At 32.7% G+C, this 19,929-nt stretch carries 15 protein-coding genes, 3 pseudogenes and 2 riboswitches; of the genes and pseudogenes, 11 read left to right on the top strand and 7 right to left on the bottom strand.

Annotation, left to right across the window (positions count from 1 at the left end):
• The coding region (locus tag ACFWDE_RS25290; RefSeq protein ID WP_377895525.1) for an ABC transporter permease at positions 1 to 1,411 on the top strand (1,411 nt) is incomplete at its 5' end.
• Positions 1,412 to 1,443: 32 nt separating this feature from the next.
• On the top strand, positions 1,444 to 2,187 hold the full coding sequence (locus tag ACFWDE_RS25295; RefSeq protein ID WP_377895526.1) for a lipoprotein BA_5634 family protein: 744 nt from the start codon (positions 1,444 to 1,446) through the stop codon (positions 2,185 to 2,187).
• A gap of 716 nt (positions 2,188 to 2,903) precedes the next feature.
• Here ACFWDE_RS25295 and ACFWDE_RS25300 read toward each other — a convergent pair.
• Both ACFWDE_RS25300 and ACFWDE_RS25305 read right to left on the bottom strand, forming a co-directional pair.
• Positions 2,904 to 3,236, bottom strand: coding sequence for a hypothetical protein (locus ACFWDE_RS25300; protein WP_377895527.1), 333 nt, complete (start codon positions 3,234 to 3,236; stop codon positions 2,904 to 2,906).
• A 129-nt stretch (positions 3,237 to 3,365) separates the two neighbouring features.
• On the bottom strand, positions 3,366 to 4,748 hold the full coding sequence (locus ACFWDE_RS25305; RefSeq protein ID WP_377895529.1) for an alpha/beta hydrolase family protein: 1,383 nt from the start codon (positions 4,746 to 4,748) through the stop codon (positions 3,366 to 3,368).
• 258 nt (positions 4,749 to 5,006) lie between these two features.
• Here ACFWDE_RS25305 and ACFWDE_RS25310 point away from each other — a divergent pair, with 258 nt between their 5' ends.
• Positions 5,007 to 5,237, top strand: a complete 231-nt coding sequence (locus ACFWDE_RS25310; protein ID WP_377895531.1) for a hypothetical protein — start codon at positions 5,007 to 5,009, stop codon at positions 5,235 to 5,237.
• Between the two features lie 231 nt (positions 5,238 to 5,468).
• Positions 5,469 to 5,672, top strand: a pseudogene (locus ACFWDE_RS25315) (ATP-binding protein); the annotation flags it as partial.
• 151 nt (positions 5,673 to 5,823) lie between these two features.
• Here ACFWDE_RS25315 and ACFWDE_RS25320 read toward each other — a convergent pair.
• Positions 5,824 to 6,078: a SunI/YnzG family protein gene (locus tag ACFWDE_RS25320; protein ID WP_377895533.1), complete on the bottom strand. Its 255-nt coding sequence runs from the start codon at positions 6,076 to 6,078 to the stop codon at positions 5,824 to 5,826.
• A gap of 258 nt (positions 6,079 to 6,336) precedes the next feature.
• Between ACFWDE_RS25320 and ACFWDE_RS25325 the strand changes: the two genes are divergently transcribed.
• From ACFWDE_RS25325 to xerS, 4 genes are all read left to right on the top strand, one after another.
• Positions 6,337 to 7,050: a M15 family metallopeptidase gene (locus ACFWDE_RS25325; protein WP_377895535.1), complete on the top strand. Its 714-nt coding sequence runs from the start codon at positions 6,337 to 6,339 to the stop codon at positions 7,048 to 7,050.
• 100 nt (positions 7,051 to 7,150) lie between these two features.
• Complete coding sequence (locus ACFWDE_RS25330) at positions 7,151 to 7,558, top strand: hypothetical protein (RefSeq protein WP_377895537.1); 408 nt, start codon at positions 7,151 to 7,153, stop codon at positions 7,556 to 7,558.
• Between the two features lie 212 nt (positions 7,559 to 7,770).
• Positions 7,771 to 7,986, top strand: a complete 216-nt coding sequence (locus ACFWDE_RS25335) for a bacteriocin immunity protein (RefSeq protein WP_377895539.1) — start codon at positions 7,771 to 7,773, stop codon at positions 7,984 to 7,986.
• A 1,294-nt stretch (positions 7,987 to 9,280) separates the two neighbouring features.
• Positions 9,281 to 10,357, top strand: coding sequence for a tyrosine recombinase XerS (gene xerS, locus ACFWDE_RS25340; protein ID WP_377895541.1), 1,077 nt, complete (start codon positions 9,281 to 9,283; stop codon positions 10,355 to 10,357).
• A gap of 764 nt (positions 10,358 to 11,121) precedes the next feature.
• Here the strand turns inward: xerS and ACFWDE_RS25345 are convergent.
• Together ACFWDE_RS25345 and ACFWDE_RS25350 are read right to left on the bottom strand one after the other, a co-directional pair.
• Positions 11,122 to 12,054: a M23 family metallopeptidase gene (locus ACFWDE_RS25345; RefSeq protein ID WP_377895543.1), complete on the bottom strand. Its 933-nt coding sequence runs from the start codon at positions 12,052 to 12,054 to the stop codon at positions 11,122 to 11,124.
• 157 nt (positions 12,055 to 12,211) lie between these two features.
• Positions 12,212 to 12,526 (bottom strand): annotated as a pseudogene (locus ACFWDE_RS25350) (peptidoglycan-binding protein); the annotation flags it as partial.
• A gap of 626 nt (positions 12,527 to 13,152) precedes the next feature.
• Between ACFWDE_RS25350 and ACFWDE_RS25355 the strand changes: the two are divergent.
• Complete coding sequence (locus ACFWDE_RS25355) at positions 13,153 to 13,986, top strand: peptidoglycan-binding protein (RefSeq protein WP_377895545.1); 834 nt, start codon at positions 13,153 to 13,155, stop codon at positions 13,984 to 13,986.
• A 361-nt stretch (positions 13,987 to 14,347) separates the two neighbouring features.
• Here the strand turns inward: ACFWDE_RS25355 and ACFWDE_RS25360 are convergent, their stop codons facing one another.
• Positions 14,348 to 15,433: a phosphodiester glycosidase family protein gene (locus ACFWDE_RS25360; protein WP_377895547.1), complete on the bottom strand. Its 1,086-nt coding sequence runs from the start codon at positions 15,431 to 15,433 to the stop codon at positions 14,348 to 14,350.
• A gap of 160 nt (positions 15,434 to 15,593) precedes the next feature.
• A complete protein-coding gene (gene mgtE, locus ACFWDE_RS25365) occupies positions 15,594 to 16,922 on the bottom strand; it encodes a magnesium transporter (protein ID WP_377895549.1) in 1,329 nt (442 codons plus the stop codon).
• A 278-nt stretch (positions 16,923 to 17,200) separates the two neighbouring features.
• A riboswitch (M-box (ykoK) riboswitch) is annotated at positions 17,201 to 17,368 on the bottom strand.
• A 522-nt stretch (positions 17,369 to 17,890) separates the two neighbouring features.
• A riboswitch (M-box (ykoK) riboswitch) is annotated at positions 17,891 to 18,067 on the top strand.
• Between the two features lie 188 nt (positions 18,068 to 18,255).
• Here mgtE and ACFWDE_RS25370 point away from each other — a divergent pair.
• Both ACFWDE_RS25370 and ACFWDE_RS25375 read left to right on the top strand, forming a co-directional pair.
• On the top strand, positions 18,256 to 19,383 hold the full coding sequence (locus ACFWDE_RS25370) for an FtsW/RodA/SpoVE family cell cycle protein (protein WP_377895552.1): 1,128 nt from the start codon (positions 18,256 to 18,258) through the stop codon (positions 19,381 to 19,383).
• A gap of 430 nt (positions 19,384 to 19,813) precedes the next feature.
• A pseudogene (locus ACFWDE_RS25375) lies at positions 19,814 to 19,929 on the top strand (IS6 family transposase); the annotation flags it as partial.

Raw genomic sequence — 19,929 nt, forward strand, 5'->3', positions numbered from 1 at the left:
ATTAATAAAAGCAGAAGAAAAGCCAAAGCCTGAACCCAAAGCATCCTTTTGGCTGTCTTTATTCGCACTTATTTGTATTGGATTAGGATATACGGGTGTATTCCATAGTGTTAATGCAATTCAATATAAGGATATGAAATATGTATTATTCATGATGGCGACAGGGGTAAGCTTTGTTGTACTTGGAACGTACTTCTTATTTACACAGCTCAGTGTATATGTGTTACGTGCATTAAAGAAAAGGGAAAATATTTTCTTTAAGAAAACAAACATACTCACCATCTCAGATTTAGTGTATCAATTAAAAGATAATGCAAAAATGTTTTTTATGGTCACTATTATATCTGCCGTTGCCTTCACTGCAGTTGGAACTTGTATGGGATTAGGTAACTCATCTATGGCTGAATCGAATAGTCCCTTTGCATTTTCTTATCAGTCCTATAATAATAATCCTTTAGAAAAAGAGCATCTAAAAAAAATAGAAAGCGAACTCAATAATGGTGGGTTTAAATTCAAACAAGTAGCTTATTCAATAAAACAAATTCCAGATACCCTGTATAACAGTAATGTATTATTAAGCGTTATAAAAATAAGTGATTATAATAAGTTAGCTGAGGCATTTGGTTTTGAAAAAGAAAGCTTAAAAAATGAAAATGATAGTATTGTCATACCTGCAAGAAAATTCGCTAATACAAAATCGAATCAAAATAACTTTCGATTGTCGCATAGAAATATAAAAATAGATATGCATGTAAATAAAACACTAACGCCAAAAGAACTACAAGATACAAACATAACGACAATTATTATACCAGACGCTGTATATAATCAAATGATAGTGGATCCAGAGAATTACCGTGGTGAATCCACCATTAATGGTTTTATTGTGAAGGATTGGGAGAACACGAAAAAAGTTGCTGAAAAAATCGTGACTACTCTTCAGAAAGATAATGAAGGTATACATGAGCCTGTATTATACAACGAACAATATAAATTTTCTTCTTTAATATCTACATGGATAGTGATGAAACAAGGTTTTGGACTTGCATCCATCATGAGTGTATTAATAGGCATTGTTTTCTTTACGTTTGCTGCAAGCTTTTTATATTTCCGATTATATACAGACTTAGAACGAAATCAGCAGCAATATAAAATGATAGCAAAAGTTGGTTTAAGTAAACCTGAATTAAAGAAAATTGTGTCACGTCAACTTGCATTGTTATTCTTTTTACCAATTGCAATAGCGATTACACATAGTACAGTTGCTTTTATGGCCTTACAAAAGTTAGCTAATTTTTCAGTCTTGGGTAGTTCCGTTATAGTATTGGTTTGTTTCTTAGTTTTGCAAATTATATACTTTTACTTTGTTCGTTCTCAATACTTGAAAAAAATGTATAAAACGATTTTTTAATTCAAAAATAATAAAAAGAAGGAGAATGTAGGATGAAAAAAAGACTTGGGTTATTAATAGTAACTGGTATTTCGATTACCGTGTTAGGAGCATGTTCATTCTTTGGTGCAAAAAACTCCCCGGCAAATGGGCTTTCAATAGAGGTAGAGCAGTTAAATGAACAAACAAGAAATTCTATAATAGACCTATACAAAGATATAACCATATCACAAGAGCAATTCAAAATAAAAGAGGGGAGCATAGATAATAACAAACTCAACATAAAGATCCCGACACAATTTGGGGATGCTAGGGCGGATACTCCTAGTAATTTACTATTTATAAGCAGAACAACTGCTGAAAAAATGAATAAAAAGGGGCTTATACGTGAAAGGGATAATAATAGTGGGCTCACATCTTCAGTCCCTATTGCCTCTTTACCAAAAAGAAAAAAAGATGAAATTATCTTATTTGCAAATAAAGAATATAAGGACTTAAAAGAAATAACATATGATGGGAAAAAAATGATTACTCAATACGAAGGTGATGTATGGCTAGCGCCATATCGTGGTGGATCTAACGAAATCCTATTAATTGTAGATGATACATTATTTAAAGAAATAAATGGGAAAGAAAAAACTAGACAGATTCTATCTTTTAATAAATCTTTTGGGAATCATAATTTACTCAATCAAGGGAAAGCACCAGAATTAAGTAAAGAAATAGATAAAGTGAATACGGCTTTAGGTACTGAGGGTAAGGGAGCCGTTGAATTTGTAAATATTACAGAAAAGTAAAAATTACTTTTATATAGAATAAAAGTTTAGAACATATTAATCATCTTTGAAAAAATCATTTATTGATTTTTTCAAAGATGATTATTTTTAAGTACACAAATAAGTGGATCTGATTTTTTAGTCATAATAAAAAATCAGATCCACTTTTGAAAATATAATCAGCATCTAAATTTACATCCTTGTTTTTTTGTGTCTAAAATGTGTCTAAACGTACAATTTTCCCGAAAAGGATTTTGGAGTCTAACAAACGACCGTTTATGGAACCTTCTTAACTTACAGTAGAGCCAAGTTTTTTAACTGAAAAATTCCTTAGCGCAAAAAAAGACACCTTAAGGTGCCTTCCTCCGACTTGATAACCACTTTAATTTTAATAATATGTATTGGAATCCCACCAAAATATTATTTTACTATGTTAATTTATACTGTTCATTGGGAGAATTGTCACATCGCTATCAAACTAAGATTTTGACCAAAGAACTTTCATAATTTACAATTCAGCTTCCGATATTTTAGTTAATTATTTCATTTCAATATGTATATTATTTATCTTTCTGTAGAAAATGTTTTGGTCAAATAAATACAAAATGTAGACATACAAAAAAGCCATTCTTTCTATGATTTTTAAGAAAGAACGGCTTTTTATTTATTTTATAGGCTATTACATTGGATAACCTGATAGCAACTGAACAGAAATTATGTGAATTTGTAAACTGGACTTATTGAGTTTTTCCATCTTCGTACATGTATATGGCATTCCCGCCTAGTACTAAAACTACAAATCTATCATCCTTTTTATATGTAATCATCGCGCCGTCTGCTTTCTGTGTTTTCCATCCAGCAAACCATAGTCCTAACTGATAATCAAAAGGTAATCCGTTCGAAAAACATGCTCCATTGTATTCATAATCTTTATGATCTTCTTGATACACATATTCTGCACGAGCAGGTACAGGAAATCCTTGTATTTTTGATTCAACTGTACGATTATAGTACGGGATAATTCCAATAATAACAACGACTAGTATCGTCAATGGTACCTTCCGATTCACTAAGATTCATCTCCTTTTTTTCCTCTTTTTAAATTTTTTAGGAAAGTAACCCTTTACTTCTACCTGGAATAATTGGTATTACAAAAACCATCACACAATGATGCTAGCATGATGGCATTTGTTATTTTCTTATTTCTTAGTCTCATTAACCCATGTAACAATGTCCTGAATGACATACGCAGGTACATTGGAAGGGACTTCGTATTCACTTGGATGACTTAATTCCCCGTCCCCCTCCGTGAAGAAGTGATTCAATTTCGGATATTCTTTGAACTGAACATTGCTGCGGCTTGAAAGTCCTTCTTGCCATCTCGTAAACTCATCTTTTACTGTTACTTGATAATCACGTGCGCCTTGCAGAATTAGTAATGGTTCTTTTCGTGATTTCGCTTCCTCAACTGGACGCCAACGAGTTACATCATACATGAAATGCGGAGAAAGATAATTGTAACCAGCTGGTGGATGATCTGGATCAAAAGTTGGATCCTCAATATAGGCAAATTGTTTTTTTAGTTCATCAATATATTCCTTTTGCGCCCCGAGGTACTGATACTGATCAAGGAGTATGTCAGTAAAAGGACGCGCAGGTGGTGCCATTAAAATACTTCCTCTCACAAGTGATGCAGGTGCTTTGCTTAATATACGTGGCATTGTGCCAGCTCCTTGACTATGTCCGAGAATGAAAATGTTAGCAGGGTCAATGCCTTCCTGTTGTGCTGCCGATTTAGCTGCATATATGGCATCATCTGTAGTATCACGGTCTAAGGTAGCAGGTTCTGCACTCATTTTAAAACCGTGTTCTAAGGAACGTTTCTCGTAACGTAACACTGCGATACCGCTTGATGAAAGACCAGCTGCAAGGTCTCTAAAGATTTTAGCTCCCATAAATGTACTATCACGATCATGCGGACCAGAACCGTGAACAAGAACAACAACAGGCACTTTTTCGCCAGCTTTATGTTTTGGAACCGTTAATGTGGCTGGTAACGGGTATGTAGCATTTCCAATGACGATTTCGCGTTCTTGATAGGAATCAGGTTGGTCGTAGCTAGGATGCGGGATGGTATAAGATTTCTCGGGCGTCGTTCTTACTCCAACTTCATCTACTTTGCCGCCAGGCGTGAATTTAAGGAGTAGTGGAATAGTAGTTCCTTCGATAGCTCCTTGAATTTCAACCGTTTGATGGACCAAGTTTCGTTCTTTTATAACAGGCGTTCCCATGCTTGTAATCCTGCTCCCGCCACTTTGTGTCCACCAGCTTTGTAATATATTTGCCGTAAACCTAGATTGAAAAGCTGCAGACGTCAATTGAAGTGCCTCTGCATATTTACCTTGCTTGAGATATTCAAAAAATAAAGACGTACGCTCCGTTAAAGAGACTTGTTTCTTTTCTGCAGTTTGTATCCCTTGTGTATCCGCGTGAATAGTTGTTGTAAGCGGAAAAGAAGAAACTCCTAAAGATAAGAGTAGGGTAAAAGAAAGTGCTGATTTTTGTAACTTCTTTTTTTTCATCCTGTTTAACCTCCAAAATGTAATGGTATGAAATAGGTATGGTAATTAGTGGAATGTGTCCCTATTGTGGTTTCGGTACATGTAAGGGGGAATCCTGCGTACATATCATAAAAAGTAAACTTGATAGAGTGGAGGAGTTTTGCGATGGTTCAATACATAAATCAGTGCTAAATCATAGAAATCGATCGTTTTTTCAACAATGATTCCAATCCCGTTATGATGTAGGGGAAGAAATACAAGAAGAGAGGGAGGCATACGATGAAGGAATTTTTGTGGTTCATTTCTACATTGTGCATGTTTTTAGGATTGGTAACAGGGTGTAGTAGCAAAGATGACACTGGGATTTCCATTACAAGAAATGTAGCGGAGATAGACCAGCGGAAAGGAAGCGAAACAAAACAAAATAAAACTGAACAGGATAGTTATGAGGCAGCGTCCGTACCTATAAAAAAAGAAGAGGATACGGGTAAACTTAAGCATCCAGAATAGGTCAATCAGGTGATGAAGCCAGTACCTGGGGAGAGTAAGAAACAAAATGCAAATAGGATCATCAAAGCTACGATACTGGAACATATCGACGGCGATACGCTTCACGTGAAGTTAGCAAACGGTAAAGTAGAAGTTTACCTAAATAACAACTGTATATGCCGAATGTGTATATATAAGAAATGAGTAAAGAATGTAATATGCAATCCCATCTAATTATCGTGTGTATGACAAATTGCGGAAGAAAATATAGAGAAAATATGGGATCAATTTTATAGAGTGGATAAATCAAGAAAACGAGTTTGTGGAGGCACGGGCCTTGGTCTATCGATTGTAAAAAACATATTCAAATTACATGATGCTGAGTACGGTGTAACCAATACAGAGGATGGCGTATTGTTCTACTTCCGTTTAGATAAATGGGATACAAAATTGTAGGGTGTGTTAGAAGTGATATAGATCTTACTGAAGTGTTAAAGGGGATTTTCATTCATATAGATTGTTTTTAAAAAGGTTCGAAGTCAATTTTATGGCTTCAAACCTTTTTACTTCACTAGAACTTTTTTAGAGCCCGTTTATATACGCATTGTTACGCGTGAATTGCCTTTAAAATCGCCACTTTGTTCGTAGTAAACAATACATAATTTTGTTTTACCGTTTTGATTAAAATACGGTCTGTTGTCCCATATGCTGCTCCAATACGGATTGCACTAGGATCTTCAACGCCAGCATAGGTAGCATCTTCAGTAACCTCAATCACATCGCGTAAAGGGATTGTAACCTTCGCCAATTGCCATTTAATTATTAATTCTTCTTCTGTTTTTTTTACATCAATACCTAGCATTATACCAAGACCTTTCTATAATAGAATGCTACACTTCTAATCTTATTATACAAATTTTTAGATTATTTCTCTATATGTATGACTAAAATTGATTTCTACGTGTTCGTATCTAAAGCCTTTCCAACGTATAGAAGGATATGCTGTCTTTCTATTATAAAATATGTTAAGAACAAAAGTTCACATCAAGTTAATATGAATTTGATATGGTTGCAGTATGATGAACGAGAAACATTTAGAGTGGCAGGAAGGATATGAATTATGAGACTTAAATTAGTAGGAATCTTCACTTGTATGATTGTGGTGTTAGGTATTTTTATTCTTTACACCAACATATCTATTGGTAAAGGACCAAATAGGACAAACTATGAAAATCGTGAAAACTCCATAAATAAAGAGAAAGAAAGTTCTTTTGCTAGTATAGAGGCTGTAGTGAATAAGGAATATGGATTGCCTGAAAACTATAAGCCAAATGATTTAGTTGTCCCAAATGTACCATTCTCATTTAGTGGAACGGTAGAAAAGAGTCACCTTCGTAAAGAGGCAGCTGACGCACTAGAAAAGTTATTTGATTTAGCAAAACAAGAAGGAATTCAGCTGAATGCAGTTTCAGGATTTCGTTCCTATGAGTATCAAAAGAATCTATATGCCAGCAATGTTAAAAAGAATGGGCAAGAGCATACGGATCGTTTCTCGGCAAAGCCTGGACATAGTGAACATCAAACAGGGTTAACAATGGATGTTTCTTCTAAAAGCGCGAACAATGAATTAGAGCTATCTTTTGCGAATACGAAGGAAGGCAAATGGCTAAAAGATAGCGCACATCGTGCAGGGTTTATCATTCGTTACCCAAAAGGTAAGGAGAGTATTACTGGATATGCGTATGAGCCTTGGCACATACGCTACGTTGGAGATATTGCTGAAAATATATATAAGAAACACTTAACTTTAGAAGAATATATGAATATGAAATAAGAGGAGATATTTAATCGCTTGAAGAATGTATAAATTTTGTTCGACAAAATAATATTGTTGATAATTAATACAATTTCTCTAAAAAGGCATGGTGGTTGTTATGAAGCTATTAGAGAATAAATTTATGCATGCATATGCTTCTGGTGCAAACGCAATTGCTATCCAGGTGGATCATCATAAAATAAAACGATATATACTAGAGTACAGTGATTTACGGCATATTGGTGTGTGTCATGATGATGAGTGTGAATGCGGATGTATGGATTCACACTTACATGAAACAGAAACCATACGGAACGAGGTTACACCGAGTGATATAGTAAGTGATACATGGATTACAGTTTTAGTAGATGAAAGACTGTATGCCGTACATAAACCGTTTTTTGAGATTATCTATGATGGGGATATTTCATTATTAAGAATTGAAATTGAAGAGAATTACGATGATTTTGTAGGCTTCTCTGTTATACTTTGTCCCAATTGCGGAAAATGGTCTGTTTGTGATTAATCATCATAAACGGGCCATTTTTACTTTAAGTCACTGACAAACATTAAAACTACGATCTCAACAATCTAATACATGTAGTAAGAATATTGGATGATTAAATTGGTACAATCCCAAACTGAGGTGGCGTTGCGATTTAGATAATATAGTAATATCGTCTCGAAGAATGCACTTTGAGCAAAGTTTTCAATTTTAATAAATAAGGAGTGAAATGTATGTTTGATGAAATAACAAGGGAAGAACTGATAAATCTAGTTGGTAAAATTGTAGAATGTGAAGGAACTGAAGAGGAGATTGATGAAATGTTAGAAGCTGTAGAAAGAAATGTCCCACATCCAGAAGTAAGTGATCTAATATATTGGAATGATAAAGATCTTAGTTCAGAACAAATTGTAGATATAGCATTAGCATATAAACCGATACAGCTTTAGAATTTGAATGAATTGTTATTCTTGCTATATAAATAAAGTTAATGCTTTTTTAGATGAAAATTAGGATGAGTTAAAAATTCAGCAAATCAGGGGGGAGAACTCGCACTTGAGTCCTGCCTCTTATTAAATTCCAGAAAATACAAATCATTAACCTATACATAGGCTTCATTAGCTGTTATGTAATGCGTTTTGCCATGGTTATTGTGTACATAGCATAGTACGCGTTGGAATTAGTATCATTTACTGGTAGGGAGAGGAATGTTGCTGGAAATCTACTGATATAAAGCTATCCACAATAACTTACTTTTTATTAGTTTACATAACCTATATTATAGGTTATGTAAAAAACGAGTGGGAATAAATCTCAAAATGAAAAGAATACTTATATCATTGAGACAGAATGAGGAATTTAGAAGCTATATTTTGAAATCTGTATTAAAATCACATTTAGAGGAACGCTCAGCTAAACCAATTACAATAAAAAAGAATTAAAGGAAACGCTCTATTCAACATCATAACAATTAAGTTTTGTGAAAAACACAATCTATTTAGTCTTAAGGAGTTAAAGTTAACTGTTTCGTATTAAAATGATATATACTGGCTATGTCCTAGAAATAAACACAAAATTATTTTATATGCATAGTTAAATATAAATGAGATAAAAAATATTCATACTGACAGAAGATAAGGTGAATGCTGCGTTTATAAAAAGGTGAAAAAACAAACACTTACAACTTCGCACGAAATACCAATTTTACGAACAGTATGATAGTCATATGAAAATCTAATACAGTGTCTATCGATTTCAAGGTCAGATGCATCGGTTTTAGTATATTTGTATACGCCTATATAATACATATTTTATATAAAAATAATCATATGCTGAATTATTCATAAACAATTTTTATAGTGAATTACATTTTAAAATATAAGCGTTTTTCTTGTGTTGATCTAACTAACTCCTGATTAATCATGATTAAATTAACCAATTCTTATTTTATAGCGACTTTTATACTGTTTTCATGTATTCATTTTGTATGAATTTATATATGAAAATTGTTTTATTTTACATACATTTATATGTAATTTTTGTACTAGCTTTTATAGCTTAATACAAATTTATCACCTGGTTATCTATAAATTTTATTAGAATGACTACAATATCCCATTCAATCTCGAGTAAATATTAGTATTCCATAATTTAATTATGTAAATAAGTCTGTGTAAAAATTGAATTTTACGCGAACTTGTGTTCGTATCTTTTTTCTGTTATAGTATATATGAGGTGATTTTTATGGATTACAGCAAGCAACGTCAAAAATCCGTACATCGTAAAAAATTATACGAGAATCTAAATGAAATGCCCTTTTACATAGAAGAATTTGTGGAGTACAAAGAATTGCATGATGCCTCTCCCTCCACCCTACTGAATTATGTATATGATTTTAGAGTCTTCTTTAATTGGTTATTATCCGAACAAATTATTGAATTAAAACCTATTAAAGACATATCTTTCTCTGATCTGGAGAGTTTAAAGAAAAAAGATGTTGAGAACTTTATGAGATTTTTAAAATTACAACAAAACATGCAGAATTCCTCTGTTAACAGAAAAATTTCGGCCTTAAAGTCTTTATTTAAGTACCTTACCTCCCTATCAGAGAATGAAGATGGAGAATGTTATTTTTATAGAAATGTAATGGCTAAAATAGAAATACATAAAGATAAAGAAACATTAAATGCTCGTGCAAAACGTATGAGATCTAAAATATTCCATAATGATGACGATCAAGAATTTTTGAATTACGTTAAATATGAACATGAAAAATCTTTAACAAAACATCAGTTGTTCTATTTCCTAAGAGATAAAGATCGTGATGTAGCTATCCTCTCCCTCTTTCTTGGTAGTGGTATTCGAGTAAGCGAATTGGCCGATCTTCGTATGGAAGATATAAACTTAAAAGAAAGACTAATTGATGTAATCCGAAAAGGAAACAAAGAAGATTCTGTATGGATTACCCCAATTGCATTGAATGATCTTGAAAAGTATATGGAAATCAGAGATAACAAATATGCTCCAGGGAAAGAATTAAAAAATGTGTTTTTATCGAAATATAAACATACTGCACAACCTCTTTCAGTTAGAGCTATCCAAGATATAGTAGAAAAATATACTAAGGCCTATGGAAAAAGAATGTCTCCTCATAAATTAAGACATACATTGGCAAATAAATTATATATGGAAGAAAAAGATTCATTACAAGTGATGCAGCAACTTGGGCATACGAGTCAAGATACAGCTTTGCTATATACACAACTTGGGGAAACAACTATTAAAGATAGTTTAGGCAGAATAGGAAAGAATAAAGAATAAAGAATAAAAGTTCAGCAATTTTGCATTGTTGAACTTTTATCCTTTTACAGACTTATGGATTTAAACGCTATTTATTATTCGTTTTAAATTTGATTTTATTATGTAAAAAATACATAATTCGAATCCTACTATAATTGGTATATAAAGACTCTCTCTTGATTGGAATATAAATGAAAATTTAAGACTCCTACAATTGTTGGTTACATTAAATACTTTTTTAACGAACAGTTTTCTTTATTCTATTTTTTATGTACTGTAGAAAGATACGAAAATGAATACTTTTTAGACAAGAAAGTAGATCCTTCATGAATATCTTTTGTTAATAAGGTAAGATACTATTAAACATCGCTTTATTTAAAAGGGATTTTTAATAATATCAGTTCATATTCAATTAGAAAAACAAAAAAATTTGTAGAAATCCCTACAAGATCTTTTTAGATAATATAAAAAGGTTAAAATAAACTATCTCATAATTTGAATTGAAGCAAACTGTAATTGCTCCTAAATCATATGCTGAGACTTCATCCTTGTATCCAGGTTTGCATCAAATAATATAAGTCATTTTTAATGAGTAATATGCACTCTTCCATCTTCGAAAATCTGAATGGATTGATATGATTCCATGAATCCGTTAATATGCCTAATTGCATATCAAAATAGCAAGATGCCACCACATACCTCATTAACTAAAAAAAGGACCTGATATTTCAAAGAAATTACCTGTAGAAAAAGAAAAATCCTATTTAGGGGTATATCAAGCTAAATTACGATTGAATATTGCAAGTTGGACAACCTACGCATGCACCATTAGAACCAAAAAACCAAGACTTACCCTGTGAGTCAAGCTCCCAAGTGTTAGTTACCATGTTTCCATTGTTATCAAAAAACCACCACTGACCTAGTGAACATACCCATCCTCTAGCCACTCTATTAGCATTAGGATCTGAGACAGGCAGATTTCGATCCCGTAGATATCGGTATTGTATTTTTCCTAAACTGGTCCTTATAAACCCTGTCCAGACTCCATTGTTATCTGCAAGGAATGAGCTACCACCACTTCCTGTGAACCACCCTTGCTGCCTCACACCATTTTGACAATAAACCCAAACGCCATTAGCTAAGCCCCAGCCATTTGGATTTGGGCATTGTGACGGTGGCGGTGGAACAGAAGAATCTTTAGTATCCTTGATTGTAAAATTGCAGGTGAATTCGTGTTTACACACTGGCCCTTGCGTATTTAAAAGACGGTTGATATGAAGATGAGGTGTTGGGCTGCCGTTGCCTGTAACAGTAAAGGTACCTGATGCTGCCAACGTAGCAATCCGCTGCCCTGCAGTTACATGGGTATTTGCACTTACTTCTGGTTGAACGTGGACATATTCGGTGACAACACCATCAATGTCACTTCTGATGGCTATTGAATTTGGCGGGCAATTCTGCTGTAAACAAGCGATGAAATTAGGGGCATCAGTGTGACATAGACACAAAGGGTTACCTGTAATCGCCCATAATACTGTTCCTGATTCCATAGCAAACACAGGTGTACCGAACACGGCACCATCAAATCTCCAGTCTTTACCAGGATGGGTACTATCACAACGTTTAATCATATTGATTTGATTTGGTGACACTTTAAATGGCACATTCTGATATACATAGAGGGGTTTCTGAATAATATTAAATGGTGGACAAGTCAATTTTTTAAAACCTCCTTTTTAGAGTCGAAAATTATTACAATCTATGAAAATGTGTTTAGTATTGTGCCTGAACCTTGTTCTGTTTACAACCACATTGTTGCAAATATACGGTTACATTACTCATTATTTTCTACAGCACATGCCCATCAAGTTAAAGTTTAGGTCCTAAAGGATCGGTCGCATTCTCTTTAGGGGGCGTAGGCAATGCAACTGTATTCGTTTCACCGAATTCATTCGTATATAAAGTAAGAACCTCACTTTGTCGGGAAGCTAAAATACGCCCTTCATTTGTCATTTTATAAATTGATACTTTGACACCCTTAATAGGTTTTTCTGTGTCTTTTTCATATATTTTTGCAAATATCTTTCCACTTGGTTGCCGATAAAAAGCTTCCTGCCCTTCATCACTCACTCCTGCTATAGAATATGGTGGTTTATAATCTCCTGAAGAATATGGATGAGAATTATACAAATTCACCTCTCCTCTCGTTAAATCCTATTTATATTAAAACTCTAGTATATAAACAAAATAAAAAGGCCCTTTATCCATGATATTATGCTCAAATCTATTTTTTGAAATCATATAATTGCCTATTTTCTTTAAAGATTCTCTAGATTTTTTTTAAAATAAGTATGGACTACTCTATTTTTACTTGACCACTTCCTGCTAATCCATCCAAAATAATTCTTCAATCCAAAAGATTAATCTAGTTATACTTTTTTTGCATACTATAAAAGTTAAATAACCTTATTTACAAAGATAATTTTATGTAATTCAAATCTATACATGCTTATAACAAAGAAAGTTATGAATTAAAGATTTCAGTTGATTTATAAAGCACTTTTTTTGAATTATTTCTTTAAAATCTATATTTAAGGAATAGAAAAAACTACTTACAAATATTTAAATAAAGTAACTTTAATTTTAGCAAGTTGTGTGAATACAACTGAAAATATTAACCGCTATTTCTTTTAAAGAGCAATTCCTAATTGTAATTTTAATAAAATTAATTTTATTCTTTTACGATTAGTACCTGTCATATTAAAGTTCAATTCAACTATAATAAATAACAGTATTCTAAAATCAAGGGGTGAAATATGGAGAGTTTGCCCACTCTTAAACTAGGCTCTGCAGGCTATTATGTAACAGTTCTCCAATTAAATTTAAGCGGTTTGGGAGTAAACTACGAGAAACTTGCTATTACCGGCTTTTTTGATGAAAAAACAAATAAATGCACAAAAATTTTCCAAGAAAAAACTAAATTAAATCCTAATGGAATAGTAGAAGTTAACACTTGGAAATCATTGTTTGAGAACGTATTATTAATACAAAAGAAGCTGCAATCTATAGGGATTTATTTTGGAGCACTTAATGGGATATTCGATGCATCAACTACCCAAGCCACACAAGAATACCAAAAAGAGCAAAATTTATACCCTTCTGGAGATATTACACCAAGAACACGCCACAAATTATTTAATCCCAATTCTCAATCTGAATTTTATACTAGCTCTAATCATTTACAATCCTTACACCCATATGTGGAGATGTTGGCTAAAGAGTTTCTTCAATTAACAAAAACTAATGGCTTAGATGTTCGAATATATTCAATGTTTAGGAGCTGGAGTGAACAAGACCGGTTATTTTCTTTAGGAAGATGGAAATCGGGTAAAAAGGTTACAAACGCTCGAGGCGGGGAATCATATCACAATTGGGGATTAGCCTTTGATGCTGCACCTTACGAAAATAACTCTATACCTTGGGGTGACATCAAAAAATTCAAGCAAATGGGGTATATAGGAGAGCAACTTGGTTTAAATTGGGGTGGGCGTTTTACTACCCTAATTGATTATCCGCATTTCGAATATTCTTTTGGATTAAGTACTTGGGATCTCCTTAACGGTATTACCCCTCCTATTTTGAATATATAGCTTTTCATGTAACTTAAATCATTTCTATTCATAAAGAAAAAAGCATCTTCCAGGTGAGATGCATGTACAGGATTAGGCAGCCCTTATGGAAGGAAGTTAATGAAAGGTCTTGAAAATCTTAATGGTTAAAATTAGGTGGCCTTTCGGGTTAAAAGAACATGAAAATGTAACTGTATTAAAAATAACACTAATCTTTTTGTGAATTTTATCAAATAGATTAGTGTTATTTCCATTTCTCTTTCTCTTTTTTGTGTACTGACGTCATTTCGCAAATTTTATACATCAATACGTTCTACGGTTTTGAACCTTAATTTTGGTCAATATAATCCCATTTAATATAATAAGTAATTCATAAATTATTTTATATATCTGTACCAATTTCATCTAATGTTTTTGGATTTATCTTTTCCCCATCTATTGTCATCTGTATTTTTTGCTTCGAATTTGCTGTTACCACCCAAGCATTCGGTAAATAACGATCTTCATGAGATAATGTGGATGGTGAATTTATAACCTTTCCCCCTAAATATAGCGTAGCAGAAGATCCTCCATCCATAGCCATTGCATTTATTGCTCCTTTTTCATATAGAATATCTTGACACTCTTTTAACGTGGCACCTATGCTATGTGTTTGCCTACCGTCTATCACTAGAAACATTATTGTACCATCTTCTTTTTGGGCCATAATACTTCGTGGAGCAGAGCCCCAACCACCATCCCCTTCTGTTATCATTTTTTCTCCATTTACAATTAACTGTGGCATAAATCCTGCTGCGGAAAAGACTTGTTTATCCAAAAGTTGTTGGGTAGAATAATTCCCTGTTATCATTTGTCCAAACTTTGTTAAGCCCGTAATAATTGTAGGGGTATTTTTATCTATATTTGTATCAATTGCTTTCCCATTTTCTATTACTATTCCAGTTGCAATATTTCCTCCACCCCTTCCTGTTTCATCAGCAAATCCACTTGCATTCACAGCAACAAGTGAATTATTACGTTTTGCCATTACGCTAATTTTTTCTCCCCTTTTATCGCCCTGTGTCCCTTGATGGCTAACAAGTTTAACATTGAAAGGGTTACTAATAGTGACTAATTTTCCTTCGAAAAGAAAACGACTATCTTTGTTACTTTTAATCGTTTCTACATCAATTTTTAATGGCTGATTTTTTAGTTCTTCTAATCTTTTTCCTGCTATTTTTTTATAAATAGCCTCATCACTGTTTGACCATTTCGGATGATTAATTCTATCTTGCAGTTTATCTAGTTCCTTTTGGGATAGAAATGTATATTTCGCATATTGTGGATGCTGAGAAGTTAGTATACTCCCAGCCATTGTTACACGAAGATCTCGGCCATAGTTAGTACCAAATAATATTCCTATGCCAATAAGCATGAAAATAGAAAGAAGAAGCAAAATTCGTTTGAAGATTTTTCTTAGATGTTTCATAGTTTTCTCCTCCGGCATTAATTACATTCAATGCATCCTTTAAAATATTATTTACCTAAAGACAAAAGTGTTTGTTTCCCTTATTCCCGAGTTCCCCACTATGTCTTAGCAAGCAAGGCAAAATACTTATTCTATATTTCTTATTTATTTCAGTTTATATTTACAAATTTAATAAAGTTTTTGCAACCAAGAAATATATTACTAATCCTGTTCCGTCAACAAATGTTGTAATAAATGGACCAGAAACGACTGCAGGATCTAATTTAAATTTTCTCAAAATCAAAGGTAAAACAGCTGCGACAAGCGAAGCCCAAATAACAATAAATAATAAAGTGATTGCTACAACTTGTGCAACTTCTGTTCCAACTCCTAACATATAAGCACGAATGAGCCCAGCTACCCCAAGTGCAAGTCCGAGAAGCATGCCAATTGCAAATTCCTTTTTCATTACACGGAAAATGTCTTTAAATTTCACCTCTCCAATACCGATTGCACGAGTAATTGTTGCTACAACCTGTGTTCCTGTATTCCCTCCAGTACCTACTAATAATGGAACAAAGAAAGCAAGGGCAACCACTGTTTCAATTTCGTCTTCAAAATACTTTAGTACTGTACCTGTATATGCCTCAGCAACAAAAAGAAGCAATAACCATGGTAGACGTTTAAAGAAAATGCTCCAAATACTAGATTCAAAGTAAGATTGATTTAATGGTTCACTTCCGCCTAACTTTTGGATATCTTCTGTAGCTTCTGCTTCCATAACATTCATTACGTCATCAAATGTTATAATACCAATCATTTCATTATTTGCTGTTGTTACGGGTATTGCTGCTAAATTATAATTCAGTAGCTTTTTTACAACTTCTTGCTGATCAACCTCAGCGGGTACTGAAATCACCTCTCGAATCATGATAGTAGATAATATCTCTTCATCTGCTGCTAGTAATAACTCATGTATGGAAACGATTCCCTTAAGATAACCATGACTATCAAGAACATAAATATAAGATATTGATTCTACATTTTCAGAATGTTCCCTAATGTACTTCAATGTAATTTTTACTGACCAATTCCCTCTAACTGCAACATAATCACTTGTGACAAGACTTCCTGCAGTTTCAGGTTTGAAAGCCATTAATTTTTTTACATTATGTTTTGTAATTTTATTTAGATACGCCATTAATTTAGCTTGTTTTTCCGGATGAACCGCTAGAAGTAGATCTACTGTTTCATCAATCGGTTGTAAATTTAGTAACTTTTTAGCTTTGTTTTCAGATAAGTGAATTAAGATATTATATTTTTCTTTTGAACTCAAATGTTGAAGAATTTTTGAGCTTTTTAATACAGGAATCTTATCTAGTAATATGACTTGATCTTCAATTGAAAACCGTTTTATTTCTTGCGCAACATCATACGACGGATGACGTAAAACTTTATCTGCATCCAAATCATTTTGGGTTACAAGTAATTCATTTAATAATTTCTTCATGTTAACTCCTCCTCATATTGCTAAGGGAGACTCTAGAGTTTCATGAGTGGTTTTGTATTATTTTATCTGTCTAAAATTTTGATTAGAGCATTAATAGTTACATTGCAATCAATTTATTATTTAGAACTACCTCCTTTTTGAATATAGACAAGATATAAATAAATAACATTAAACAAAAAAAACCTTACTCAAAAAGGAGTAAAGGTTTTTTTACAATACAAATAAATGATTATTAAGACAGCTCTGCAAAAATCCCAGAGGTGCCTTTCTATCAAATCGTATACCACTCCCTCGTTGAGTTTTAGCACTGTATAGCATAGGTTTTTATAACCAGCTACATTAAAAAGGGCCTTAATCCGACCGTTCCTGTTGACCCATTGGCGTCTCTCGACATTTTTGGGCAGCAGCGTTTCTCTATACAGGAGCCTCACCTAACAAAGATTATTGAATTACTTCAAAATTTAAACCAGAATTTAATATTTGTCAACTAACTTTCGATTTGATTCATAAAAAATTCTTTTTTAGAGAAATGTAATTAGATTCTATTACAAATTTGAAATTCTGCTTAAAAGATATAAAATTTAAATACAATTAGTTCGAAAAAACGTTATAAAACATATGAAATTTCGTATAAGAAACTTATTGTTTATGATTAATTTGTAACTTTATAGCAGAAGCTGAATCATTAGTCATTCCGTACTTCAAAAGAACATTCTTCAAAAAATCTTATTTTATGATTAAAATCTTTTTTACTGTTTATCAAATTTATATAGTTAAGTTACTTAATCAAACTATACACTACAAGTCGAAAATAAGTATCTATATGAGACGATTAAATACAATTTCCCACATCACCTCTTAAAGAGTTATAAAGAAATAAAGAATATAAAATTAGCAATAGGCTTACTTGACAAGCAAAAAAAAAGTATTTATGCTGGCTACACGAAACAAATACATAAAATTTATATTGCTAAACCTGTTAGGTGAGGCTCCTATACAAACACAGGCTATTGCCCAAAAATGTCGAAAGACGCCAATGGGTAGAACAGGAATTGTCGGATTAAGGCTCTTCTTAAGATAGCTAAGTAATGAATTTCCATTACTTTACGTTGTATAGTGCCAAAGCTCTACTAGGGGGAGAAAAGCTTTATTTAGTCATGCCAATTTAAATCCTCCCTAGTATGTAACTAGGGGGGATTTTTGCGTAAGAAAACAGGGTGTAAGCGATAGAATCTCTCAAAATTAAAATACTATTTAGTAATTGATGAGAACAAGATTCTATTCATTAGCAAATGTAATATTAAGTGTTAATGTAAATCAGGAGGATATTAAAATGAAAAAAATATTAAAACTCGATTATCTATTGCTCCTCCCTCTATTCATAACATGTACTTTAGGTATTATCATGATGTATAGTGCGAGCTCCATTGTCGCTGTCCAACATTACGGTTATAACAGTAGACATTTTGTTGATTCTCAATTAACAAAGCTATTTTTAGGAACAATAGGGTTAATAGTTTGTGCTATTCTCCCATATGAAATATGGAAAAAACGAATAGTCTCTATATGTATTATGGTTGGGGGGATTTTTTTATTAATTATGGTTTTATGGAAAGGAAAAGTGGTAAATAATGCTCAATCATGGATTTTTGGAATACAGCCAGCTGAATTTCTTAAATTAGGAACAATACTTGTAACAGCCCGTTTTTTTGCATTACGACAAGAACAAGCTAAAAATATTTGGAGTGGTAGCGGAAAACTTTTATTTTTTTTAGCTACAATTTTTTTTCTTATCTTTAAACAGCCAAATTTAGGATCCGCACTTTTAATATTAGGTATAGGTTTTAGCATATTTCTTTGCTCTGGAATAAATATAAATCTATTAATCAAAAGAATTATAATCGGTTCTATTTTGTGGTTACCTATTTTATATATTTTAATTCAATATAGTTTGTCAGAAGTTCAAAAGACACGTATTACTACAATATTCAATCCCTTTGTTGATGCGCAAGGAAATGGATATCAGCTTGTAAATTCTTTTATTGCCATTGGTTCAGGAGGAATTACGGGACGTGGATTCGGAAATAGCATTCAAAAAACTGGGTATCTCCCAGAACCACATACTGATTTTATAATGGCAATAGTTTCTGAAGAACTAGGATTTATTGGTGTATTTATTATATTGGCTGGAGTTTTGACTATAGTACTTCGCTCCTTAAAAATTGCACAATTATGTGAAGATCCATTCGGCAGTTTTATAGCAATTGGTATAGGATGTATGATTGGTATGCAATCAATCGTAAATTTAGGTGGTATTACGGGACTATTTCCTCTTACGGGTACCCCATTTCCATTTGTGAGTTTTGGCGGAAGTTCTTTAATGGTTAATTTAATAGCAATAGGAATATTACTTAATATCTCAATTTTCGATAAAATAAGATTTTCACCTCAGGATATATAGTTAATATACTTATATTGTTTCATAAAATATACTGGGTTATTAAATTTTTAAACTTATTTACCAATCTTCGATTATATATTTTATACCGATTTTCACCTGGAAATATTTAACGTATGAAGTAAGCGAACAGTTTTAAGTTAATCTTCCCTTTTTATTTGGCCAGGTATTTTAAAGCATGAGGAGGCATATGTCGTTGTAGTTCTTCAGCAATCGGTTAAAATTTGTCAAGAATCGAAAGATTCATAAAAAGACGTCATTATTTCCTATAATTATCCATAATGACTAGATAAATATGAACTGATTTGAATTACCGGGATATGTTTTCTACCTACAAAATCCGGTTCTGGTGCAAACACTCCAAAACGCTTGTAAGTAACCTCCTAGACTTGGACATACTGATACTATTACTCTAAAAAAGGATGTGATTGGTATGGAAAAGCAAAATCTATTCAAGTGGAAACATTATCAACCGGATATTATTTTATTAACCGTGAGATGGTACCTACGGTATAACCTCAGTTTTCGTGATTTAGTCGAAATGATGGA

This window comes from Bacillus sp. NPDC060175, from assembly GCF_042728695.1.
Taxonomy (GTDB): Bacteria; Bacillota; Bacilli; order Bacillales; family Bacillaceae_G; genus Bacillus_A.

What these genes read in the sequence shown, in the direction of transcription:
- ACFWDE_RS25355 (WP_377895545.1), top strand. Translation starts at nt 13,153, where the DNA reads ATGGAGAGTTTGCCCACTCTTAAACTAGGCTCTGCAGGCTATTATGTA.
- ACFWDE_RS25305 (WP_377895529.1), bottom strand. Translation starts at nt 4,748, where the DNA reads ATGAAAAAAAAGAAGTTACAAAAATCAGCACTTTCTTTTACCCTACTC.
- mgtE (WP_377895549.1), bottom strand. Translation starts at nt 16,922, where the DNA reads ATGAAGAAATTATTAAATGAATTACTTGTAACCCAAAATGATTTGGAT.
- ACFWDE_RS25330 (WP_377895537.1), top strand. Translation starts at nt 7,151, where the DNA reads ATGAAGCTATTAGAGAATAAATTTATGCATGCATATGCTTCTGGTGCA.
- ACFWDE_RS25335 (WP_377895539.1), top strand. Translation starts at nt 7,771, where the DNA reads ATGTTTGATGAAATAACAAGGGAAGAACTGATAAATCTAGTTGGTAAA.
- ACFWDE_RS25295 (WP_377895526.1), top strand. Translation starts at nt 1,444, where the DNA reads ATGAAAAAAAGACTTGGGTTATTAATAGTAACTGGTATTTCGATTACC.
- ACFWDE_RS25320 (WP_377895533.1), bottom strand. Translation starts at nt 6,078, where the DNA reads ATGCTAGGTATTGATGTAAAAAAAACAGAAGAAGAATTAATAATTAAA.
- xerS (WP_377895541.1), top strand. Translation starts at nt 9,281, where the DNA reads ATGGATTACAGCAAGCAACGTCAAAAATCCGTACATCGTAAAAAATTA.
- ACFWDE_RS25360 (WP_377895547.1), bottom strand. Translation starts at nt 15,433, where the DNA reads ATGAAACATCTAAGAAAAATCTTCAAACGAATTTTGCTTCTTCTTTCT.
- ACFWDE_RS25325 (WP_377895535.1), top strand. Translation starts at nt 6,337, where the DNA reads ATGAGACTTAAATTAGTAGGAATCTTCACTTGTATGATTGTGGTGTTA.
- ACFWDE_RS25370 (WP_377895552.1), top strand. Translation starts at nt 18,256, where the DNA reads ATGAAAAAAATATTAAAACTCGATTATCTATTGCTCCTCCCTCTATTC.
- ACFWDE_RS25310 (WP_377895531.1), top strand. Translation starts at nt 5,007, where the DNA reads ATGAAGGAATTTTTGTGGTTCATTTCTACATTGTGCATGTTTTTAGGA.